This is a genomic window from Vibrio maerlii (assembly GCF_003415655.1).
Taxonomy (GTDB): domain Bacteria; phylum Pseudomonadota; class Gammaproteobacteria; order Enterobacterales; family Vibrionaceae; genus Vibrio; species Vibrio maerlii.
Genome location: NZ_QRHC01000015.1, coordinates 84,111 through 92,774, shown reverse-complemented (window position 1 = coordinate 92,774; position 8,664 = coordinate 84,111). Strand labels below are relative to the sequence as shown.

9 protein-coding genes are annotated in these 8,664 nt (G+C 43.1%); 5 read left to right on the top strand and 4 right to left on the bottom strand.

The window, feature by feature from the left end:
• Nucleotides 1-238, top strand: a 238-nt coding sequence (locus tag DPF91_RS19905) for a transposase (protein WP_164684205.1), incomplete at its 5' end; no start/stop codon positions are given.
• A gap of 53 nt (nucleotides 239-291) precedes the next feature.
• Here DPF91_RS19905 and DPF91_RS19900 read toward each other — a convergent pair.
• Together DPF91_RS19900 and DPF91_RS19895 are read right to left on the bottom strand one after the other, a co-directional pair.
• Nucleotides 292-2,316: a DNA phosphorothioation-associated putative methyltransferase gene (locus DPF91_RS19900; protein ID WP_117236189.1), complete on the bottom strand. Its 2,025-nt coding sequence runs from the start codon at nucleotides 2,314-2,316 to the stop codon at nucleotides 292-294.
• A gap of 27 nt (nucleotides 2,317-2,343) precedes the next feature.
• Nucleotides 2,344-2,880: a hypothetical protein gene (locus tag DPF91_RS19895; protein ID WP_164684250.1), complete on the bottom strand. Its 537-nt coding sequence runs from the start codon at nucleotides 2,878-2,880 to the stop codon at nucleotides 2,344-2,346.
• 193 nt (nucleotides 2,881-3,073) lie between these two features.
• Here DPF91_RS19895 and DPF91_RS19890 point away from each other — a divergent pair, with 193 nt between their 5' ends.
• Nucleotides 3,074-4,225, top strand: a complete 1,152-nt coding sequence (locus DPF91_RS19890) for a GGDEF domain-containing protein (protein ID WP_117236188.1) — start codon at nucleotides 3,074-3,076, stop codon at nucleotides 4,223-4,225.
• A 138-nt stretch (nucleotides 4,226-4,363) separates the two neighbouring features.
• Here the strand turns inward: DPF91_RS19890 and DPF91_RS19885 are convergent, their stop codons facing one another.
• Complete coding sequence (locus DPF91_RS19885; RefSeq protein ID WP_117236187.1) at nucleotides 4,364-5,062, bottom strand: VC0807 family protein; 699 nt, start codon at nucleotides 5,060-5,062, stop codon at nucleotides 4,364-4,366.
• A 427-nt stretch (nucleotides 5,063-5,489) separates the two neighbouring features.
• Between DPF91_RS19885 and DPF91_RS19880 the strand changes: the two genes are divergently transcribed.
• The gene (locus DPF91_RS19880; protein WP_117236186.1) at nucleotides 5,490-5,798 is read left to right on the top strand and encodes an isoamylase early set domain-containing protein; all 309 of its coding nucleotides are present in this window, start codon (nucleotides 5,490-5,492) and stop codon (nucleotides 5,796-5,798) included.
• Between the two features lie 7 nt (nucleotides 5,799-5,805).
• On the opposite strand, the gene DPF91_RS19875 is transcribed toward DPF91_RS19880, so the two are convergent.
• On the bottom strand, nucleotides 5,806-5,961 hold the full coding sequence (locus tag DPF91_RS19875; RefSeq protein WP_117236185.1) for a DUF2256 domain-containing protein: 156 nt from the start codon (nucleotides 5,959-5,961) through the stop codon (nucleotides 5,806-5,808).
• Nucleotides 5,962-6,430: 469 nt separating this feature from the next.
• Between DPF91_RS19875 and DPF91_RS19870 the strand changes: the two genes are divergently transcribed.
• Together DPF91_RS19870 and DPF91_RS19865 are read left to right on the top strand one after the other, a co-directional pair.
• On the top strand, nucleotides 6,431-7,822 hold the full coding sequence (locus DPF91_RS19870) for a TolC family outer membrane protein (RefSeq protein WP_117236184.1): 1,392 nt from the start codon (nucleotides 6,431-6,433) through the stop codon (nucleotides 7,820-7,822).
• Between the two features lie 50 nt (nucleotides 7,823-7,872).
• On the top strand, nucleotides 7,873-8,634 hold the full coding sequence (locus DPF91_RS19865; RefSeq protein WP_117236183.1) for a SapC family protein: 762 nt from the start codon (nucleotides 7,873-7,875) through the stop codon (nucleotides 8,632-8,634).
• Nucleotides 8,635-8,664 lie beyond the last annotated feature (30 nt).

Here is an 8,664-nt window from a genome sequence, read left to right as displayed (position 1 = left end):
TGAAGATATCCGTCGGGCCATTTACACCACCAATGCGATTGAGTCTCTGAACAGCGTAATACGGAAAGCACTCAAGAAACGTAAGATCTTCCCAAACGACGAGGCCGCAACCAAGATGGTGTATCTAGCGATCAAAGACGCAAGCAAGAAATGGACAATGCCCATTCAAAACTGGCGTCAAGCTATGAGTCGATTTATTATCGAGTTCGAGGAACGATTAGAAAAATACATTAACTAGATGGCAGATACACAGAATCTGTTACAGCCTCGACCTTATTTATAGTTGATTCGCTAGTTAGTAGAGGAACTCAAAGTAAACCCTTTGATCTCTTTGTTGTGTTTACCTAAAAGCACTTCAAACTCTGCTCTCACCATTTGCGTTTCTTCATTTGATTCAAACTCCATGAGCTTCGCCAATCGTTTGTCGAAGCTCTGTTGTTTCTTGTAGCTCTCATGTTCGGTTGGGATGTAAAGATGCTTATTCAGCAATGGCGGCCTGCGTTCTTCATTAACGTAATCGAAGAAGTCGATGTCTTGCTCGGCCATCTTGATTTTTATGCGCTCGACTAAGAAAGGAACCGATCTTTCAAAGTCGTCATAAGCGGTTAGGGTGAGCTTACCGGATGTGATATGAATTTTAATTAGGTCTATCTCTTCATCCAGCTCACCATACATCTGTAGCCCCGCGCCTACGTAGACTCGCAGCAGCAATGGCAAATCATCAATAAAGTCTCGGTGCAGAATCAATGAGTGCCCGTCGTTCAGAAGGCTGGCTGGTAACTGGTTGTGTGCTTTCTCACACTGCTGCTGGATTAAGTCGGTGTCGGCAATCGCGAACAGCAGCTCAGCGGCCAGATTAATGGCAGTTTTGTAGTCATCAAATAGCGCTTTGATATCGCGCTTTAGTGGCTCTGGCTGCTGGGTGTAAGGCTTTCTCTTCTCAAACAGTCCTATCGCAAAGTACAGCAGCAGGTCTTCCTTCCTGCTCTTTTCCGCTTGCTCAAACTCTTGGGTATCGAACATCTCTTGCAGCAAGTTGAACACTTTTTTGTGTGAGCCGATGATCTCTCGGATTTTGTCGGAGTGTTCAAATTCGTCATTGGAAGGAATACGGCCTAGTTCTAAGCAGGTATTCCAAAAGCTGTTGAACAAGTCTTGATGCTTAGTGATAAGTAGCTTGGCTTTATCTTTCGCTTCGATAGGTTCTGGCGAAGTCAGTTGTTGCCACTTGTGGTGTCGTTTGTATTTACTCTGTAAGTATTGCTGTTCTTCAAGTTTGTCTTTGAATATATAGAAAATACCGGGTGCGACGGTAATGGCGTCTTCTTGAAGGCTTCTTTCTATGTATGCTTTTATTTCAGATTGCGCGTAGTACTTTTGAAAGGTATTACGAGAGGTGATCACCCCATCTTTATAGGGATTGAACTGCGCAATATAGTTCTCGTTCGCCAGCATCACAGATACCACCAAGAACTTGTCGGCTAGCTCCCAAGCTCCTAAAAGTGCCTCTAACCGTTCATCTTGATCTTCAATAACGTTAAGCACAAAGCCTAAGTTAACGATGCTGGAATTAACTTTATCGTTGTCCGGTTGAAAGTTCGGGTCCCAACCAAGCACATCTAAACCGTGCGCTTCAAGCTCTCGTAAGTCGTCACCTCGTCCGCAACCGTAGTCGAAAATAGAGTAGGATCCTTCCAAGTAACCATGCTTTACCAAGGTTTTCATCGGGGCAGACAGCTCATGTCTTACTAGCGCGGTTCTGTGTCTGTCTATGCCTGCATCTTCTACTTGCGAGATTGCAGAGCTACGAAATAGGCGGCCATCGACGAGCTCGTAGCCATGGCGTGCAATCAAGTTCTCCCAAGAGCGCTTAAATCCAATCAAGCGGCTGTTCTCGTACAACCCTGCATTTTCCCCCTCTTGTGTTAGAGAGGTGAAGTGCTCGAAGTATTCGCTGTCGGGCTGAATCATGGTCTCTTTGCGGTGCAAAATCGGAGGGTTATCAGAGCCTTCGTAGCTCATAATTTTATGGCTGAGTTTAGAGAGGTCGACGTTTAAGCTCTGTTTTAAAGCCGGGTAAGAATCGGTGTAAAAGTCAGGGTAGTGAAGCAGGGATAAGCGGAATTCTTTCTTGAATAGCTTAACTAGGTTCCAGTTGTCATCTTCTAAGCTAACGGCTTTTGCAACAGCAGGAATGAATTGAGTGAGAACGTTCGGAAGGGCATTAAAGGCGTCTCTGTGAAGGTAAACGGCATCCGGCAATTGTTTTCCCACTTTGATTTGTGCCACCAACTCAGCAAACAGTTCTTCGTTCATTCCTTGTCCTCTCAGATGTTTTTTCGATTATAAGTCATCGAATAAGATCTGTGTGGCGCTGCCGTTTGCACTTTTCGTATTTACGCGAAGCCCATCACTTCGTGTTTGTCGAATCAGTGCATATCGGCTGTTTTCAGGCCCGATGCTGATGTGAATCGGTTTGTTCTTTCCATAAAAGTAGAGGCGGTCGAACGCTAGGTGAGTGCAAATGTATTTCGCGACCTCATCCATTCGGTGTTCATAGCCTTCAATATAGAAATCGCAGGCTGCACCATCGCGTTTACAAATGCGTTTGCCTTTGCTGTTGAGTTCCATCGAAGCGTGTTGGTCAATATCAGGAGCCATGTCACCTGGGCTGTTCTTCAATATCCAACGAAGCAAAGAGTGGCTGGTGTAGCCGTAGGTAATATCTACCGCGCCGAGCTGGGTTTGAAGTGGCCTAATTATATCGCTTTGTAGGCGTTGTAGCTGGCGTTCAGATTGCGGGCTTATTGGGTTCTCCCCCAGGTAGTCGACATGTTTGGTTTGGTACCAATTTAAGAGGTTATTATTTATTACAATCATTTGGCACAATGAAGTTAATTGAATGTATGCTATGAATATTCGTTTGTAAGCTAAATTGATTCAATAGCCTTCATGTCAAATTGAGATTCAGGTAATCTCCATAAGTAGGTTTTCTGTAGACAACACACTCCCAGTCGATATATTCGTTAAATAAATGTAATATGCGTAAAGGATAATCACTTCGGTAAACAGGATGACGATAAACGCCCACAACTTTGTTGCCGATAAACTAGTCGACATAGTAGAAGATAAACATCGCAGGATGCAGCTTATGGTGAACTCGTTTACCGTATTTGGCCTGTTCTTTCTTGTTCTCTTGTTTTTAAACGCGTACTTATTCGGTGACGATGACTTGCTTAGCGGCATCTTGGGATTCTTCTCTGTTGCCGCCATGTTTAATGTCTTCTTGATGAACAGAAATCGAGAGGCAGGGCGAATTGGCCTTACGGCCATCAACTACTCGCTTGCGATCTTGCTCCTCTATACGGGGGGACATGAGTCTACCGGTATGCTCTGGTGTTACTTGCTGGTGGCCGTTGGGATATTTATTAACTCTTTTCGTAACGGGTTAATCCTCAATTCTATGTTCTTGCTGATAACCGCCGTCATTCTCATGGTTGGATATGAGCTTGGATTGAGCCGAGTGGAATATGGCGACGTAATCTCAGTTCGAGTTGTCATCACACTGGTTGCTTTGAGTGGTATGTGTCACATCCTGATTTTTTTTCAAGGCCGAGCAGACCAACAAATCTTAGATATGCACGAAGGCGGAATTGCCAGTCTCGCGTATCTAGACTCTCTCACTATGCTTTCCAATCGAGTGACGTTCCGTTCTGTGCTCTACCATGAGATTCAATTAGGCAGTACTAGATACACAGGGCTTATTTATATCGACCTAGATAACTTTAAGCTTATTAACGATGAATACAATCACGACTTTGGTGATGAAGTTCTAGCAGAGTATGCGACTCAGCTAAAAAGAACCGTTTTCACGGTGCTCGGTGAAGATAAAGTACGTGAGTATGATGTTGGCCGTTTAGGTGGTGATGAGTTTGCGGTTTTCATTCGTGATGCAAGTGATGAAGCAAAAGTGAAAGCCTTAGCTGAAGAGATTTTGGCGATTACCGCTCAGAAGCAATTGAAGGCTCTCGAGAAGGTTAAACACAATTTGGGTAGTAGTCTTGGAGTGGTGGTGGTTGATACTAAACACTTTGACTTGATAGAGAGTCTTTCCGTTGCTGACAAGGGGATGTACCAAGCGAAGAAGGCTGGTAAGGGCAAGATTCGCTATGTCTCATTGAGTGGTTCAATAGAGGCGCCTCAACAGGTAGCTGAGGCAGTCTAGCACAGTTATAAAAGCAAAAATGGTGGGATTAAAAATGCCAACAAGATGTTCTTGTTGGCATTTTTACTTAATGGTTTTTGGGTGATATTTCTGTTCTTAGTTCACATGCTGAATAGCTTCAATTACCCAGAGCTGAGGTTACTTAGTGCTTATAAAGATCTCTTCAGCATCCAAAGAGGTCATCTGACGAATCTGACGCCATAGATAGTAAAAGATAGCCATCATCATGAGCATGCTTGGAATGGCAATCGCAGGGTAGCTGTATAAGGTAAGCTTACCGAGTTCTTCGTTAAATGCTGCGGTTCCTGATGGACTCGTTACGATCCAAGTTGCGAGGAAGTAGTTCATCGCTGAAGAGAAAGCGAATGTGCCAGCGAAGAAGTAGTTAGACATCGACAAGCTGCGCTCGAAAGTTTGTGTCTTGTTGTTCTCTTCTAGACGCTCTTTGATAAGAGGTAAGTTGAAGATACTGCCGTTGAAAATCATCTTTTGCATGAAAGGGTAGCGAGTAAAAGTTGAGCCTAATACTGCTAGGCCAATCAAGCCTGGGATCAGTGCTTCTTTTAGAGCTAGCCATTTTGTATCTAACTCGAATAGACCGATGCCACCTGTCAACAATACGCTGACAAAGCCAAGAATCGATATAAGGTTGAATTTCTTATTTCGGATGAGATCCATACCGCCGTAGATCACAGGGAACATTAACGCAACAACAAGTGCCATGACTGTTCCTAGGTGCTCTTCTCCACTGAACTTCATCAATATGAGAGATGGGATCAGAACGTTAAAGAGGATTTCACTGATAGGGTTGGATTTTTTTGCCGTGGTGGTGTTCATATCTTAACTGACTCATGTACATCTTGAGACGCAGTCTTCTATGCTTGGCGTCAGAAGTAAAGGGCTAATGCCTCATTGTTGTGTAATTACTTATGTATTTGCCTATTTGTTCTACTTGTTAGTATAGGTCATTCAACAAAGCTGGTTCAGATTACTTGGTGGGTGGAAAGAGGGCGCTATAGGGCTGTGCCCAAAAATGTTGCAATCTGATGATTTGTTGTGCATTTTTGATATTGCTCGTATTGCATAATATTTTTTCGAGGTATGCTGACCCTTATATGTCCAATTTTTGTTTGCTGGCGCAAAGATTGCAAACGTTTTCAAGGTGATAGTTTTTTGAAAGCGATCGTTATCTTGAAGGTGACAGGCGCTTCCAGGGCGCACTAATTGTAATAGCCAGTTTATTATTTTTTATCAGGGAGTAGATATGTTTAAGAAACGTTTTTTTAAAACCAAAGATGAAGTTGAAGTGACTTTTCAATGGACGAAAGAGGATGATATCTCTAGTGTTGCGATTTGTGGTGACTTTAGTGATTGGCAACCTGTTGCAATGAAATTGAATCGCCAAAAAGTGTTTACCTATAAAACAAGACTGGCGAAAGATTCAAGTTTCCAGTTTAGATATCTGATCAATGAAGAAACGTGGGAGAACGATCATCAGGCCGATGATTACGTTTGGAATGGGTTAGGTAGCGATAACAGTGTTGTAACAACCTTTGAGGAAGTGACTGCGTAAACTAATATTATGAACGGTTTACAGAACTTCTCATACTGTAGCACCGTTTTGAGCAGTATCTCTTTTCTTCCCAACAGAGTGCCCATTTCTTTCGCCAGGTAAATGGTCTCTGACAAACAGGGCAGACTTTCTGCGGTAAGTCTGCCTTTTTTGTATTTCTCAACTCTATGATTCCTTTCTGCTGCTCTTTGTATAAAAACCTGAGTTTTTATAATGACTTAATGCTTGCTTTGGTTATTGATGATTTTATAAATGCAACTGTTGCTAATGTGTTTCCCATTGCATTTGTCAATGTAACGCCTTGTTGATAGTCTCATTAATAAGACGTAGCCTTAGAATTTTGAGATATAGAAAGCACCAGTCTTATAACCACAAAACTCTTTTTGTATAGTCCTTTTCCGTGATTAGTACTAAAGCCATGAAGTTGATCGAAAGGCTGAATGTTAGCGCAAACTAATGTAATGTTTTTGTTAAAATAATGGTTGTGCGTTTGATGCTTTCGGCTAGTATTAAAATTAAATTAAAGAATAATAAAACTTAAATAGTCTTAGTTAGCTCAGGTTCGTTCTTTTGGCTTATTCAACACACGGATGCCGTTGATTTTCACCTATCTATAGCAGGGATGAGTATAGATGTTAAAGAATGCAATTTCTGGCCTTATATTAGCCATGGCTGCTTCGAGCAGCCATGCTGAAGATTTGCTTGATATCTATCGTCAAGCCATCGACTACGACCCGATCTACCGAGCGGGTATATCACAGCACGACGCAGACAGAGAGGTCTACGACCAGGCTTTGGCTGTGTTGCTACCAACCATTAAGTTTGATGCCAGCTATACCAAGGTATACGAAGACATCGTAAGTACGGATAACGAAGTATTTAAATCCGATGATACTGATTATCCCGTATACGATTACAATCTCTCATTAACCCAATCTATATACAGCTTCAGTAACTGGGCGTACTTCGCACAAGCCAAAGAAGACGTTAAACGCGTGGCAGCGGAGTTAGAGGATGTTCGTCAAGAGCTGATTCTTCGAGTTGCTGAGGCATACTTTAATGTGCTCAAGAAACGCGATACCTATCTTGGTATTGATGCCGAGGTTAAATCCTTAGAGAAACACTATGAGCGTGTCGAGCTACAAATGAACAATGGCTTGGCTCGTACGACTGACCTATTAGATTCAGAAGCTCGTTTTCTGCAAGCACAAGCGCGTAAGATCGAAATAGGGAATGAGCTTCGTGATTCACTTCAAGGCTTGTATGAGCTGACAGGAACTTTGCCTGCTTCAATGGCAACGCTTGGAGAAGAGCTTGCATTGGTTACACCCGATCCATTGCGTGTCGATTCATGGATTGAAAGCGCTCAAAAAAACAACCCTTCTATCTTAGCCAAGCAAAGTGCAATGGCTGCAGCTCGTGAAGAGATTCGTCGACAAGAGGGCGGCCACTATCCAACAGTAGATTTTGTCGCTAGCTACAACAAAAGCGAAACCGACGGTTCGTTGTTTGGTGGTGGCAGTGAAGTCGATACTCAAAGCTATATGGTTCAGCTTAACGTTCCACTTTATGCGGGTGGTGCAGTGTCATCCAAAGTTCGTGAATCTTCTAGCTTATACAGCAAATCAAAAGATGAGCTCGAAGAGGTTTGGAGAAAGACTTCTCGTGAGACAAGAGCTGCATTTACGGGCGTAAACAGCGCTATTCGCAAAGTCGAAGCGCTGCAAAAGTCTGTTGAAGCCTATGAACTAGCCGTTGAAGTGAAGCAAGAGTCTTTCGACTCTGGTGTTACGAACAGTGTTACCGTGCTTGATGCTGTGCGTGACTTGTTCATTGCTCGAACGGAATATTCAGCAGCACGCTATGACTATCTTTATAACAACCTACGCCTAAAAAGAGCGGTAGGGACACTAACCGAGTTTGATTTAGAGCAGATAAATAGTGCTCTGCAGGGAGAGGAGGTCCCGACTGACTTACGAGCTCTGGAAGAAGACCTTGAGCTTTCAAGACTAGCTTTGTACTAGCATGATACTTCATAAACATCAGTTATAAATATTTTGAAAAGGAGTTCGATGTGGCTACGCAACTATTAATTTACGGTCAGGTTGAAGCAGTAAACAAGAAACGTCACTTGGATTGGGCAATTAAGCCAGAGAACAACTACGATTTCGCCAAGAAAGTGAACTCAGTACCCTTGATGGCTGTAGAGTTTCCTCATGCAGCTGAAGATTACTCGATTGTATTTGCAGGCGAGGGCGACCAGCTTCTTCCTGTTGTTGTTATGGGTATTAGTGAAGATCAAAACCTTTACGTAAACGATCAAGGCCAATGGGTCGCGAAGTATGTACCCGCATTTGTTCGCCGTTATCCGTTTGTGTTTGCGAGCGGTGATGAGGGTAAAACGTTGACCCTGTGTATTGATGAATCTTACGCGGGATGTAACCAAGATAACAAAGGTGAACGTCTGTTCGATTCTGAAGGGAATCAAACTCAGTATCTAAACAAGGTTTTGGACTTCCTTCAGGATTACCAAGGCCACTACCAGCGTACTCAAGCGTTTTGTAAGAAGCTCGCTGAGCTCGATCTATTCGAAGATATGGGAGCGAAGTTCACTCTACCGACTGGTGAAGAGCGCACGTTAACAGGCTTTAAAGTGATCAATAAAGAGAAACTGAAAGCGATCAAGGCAGAAGATCTTCAACAGCTGTTCTCAAGTGACGGTCTAGAGCTTGCGTATTTGCACCTGCATTCTCTGCGTAATCTACAAAAAATGCTGCAGAATTTGAACGCAGCACCAACAGATGAGCCAAACACTCAAGATGTTGAAGTTCATTAATCGTGAACAATTTGGTAGCCCAGGGCTATG

What these genes read in the sequence shown, in the direction of transcription:
- DPF91_RS19900 (WP_117236189.1), bottom strand. Translation starts at nt 2,316, where the DNA reads ATGAACGAAGAACTGTTTGCTGAGTTGGTGGCACAAATCAAAGTGGGA.
- DPF91_RS19895 (WP_164684250.1), bottom strand. Translation starts at nt 2,880, where the DNA reads ATGATTGTAATAAATAATAACCTCTTAAATTGGTACCAAACCAAACAT.
- DPF91_RS19890 (WP_117236188.1), top strand. Translation starts at nt 3,074, where the DNA reads ATGACGATAAACGCCCACAACTTTGTTGCCGATAAACTAGTCGACATA.
- DPF91_RS19885 (WP_117236187.1), bottom strand. Translation starts at nt 5,062, where the DNA reads ATGAACACCACCACGGCAAAAAAATCCAACCCTATCAGTGAAATCCTC.
- DPF91_RS19880 (WP_117236186.1), top strand. Translation starts at nt 5,490, where the DNA reads ATGTTTAAGAAACGTTTTTTTAAAACCAAAGATGAAGTTGAAGTGACT.
- DPF91_RS19870 (WP_117236184.1), top strand. Translation starts at nt 6,431, where the DNA reads ATGTTAAAGAATGCAATTTCTGGCCTTATATTAGCCATGGCTGCTTCG.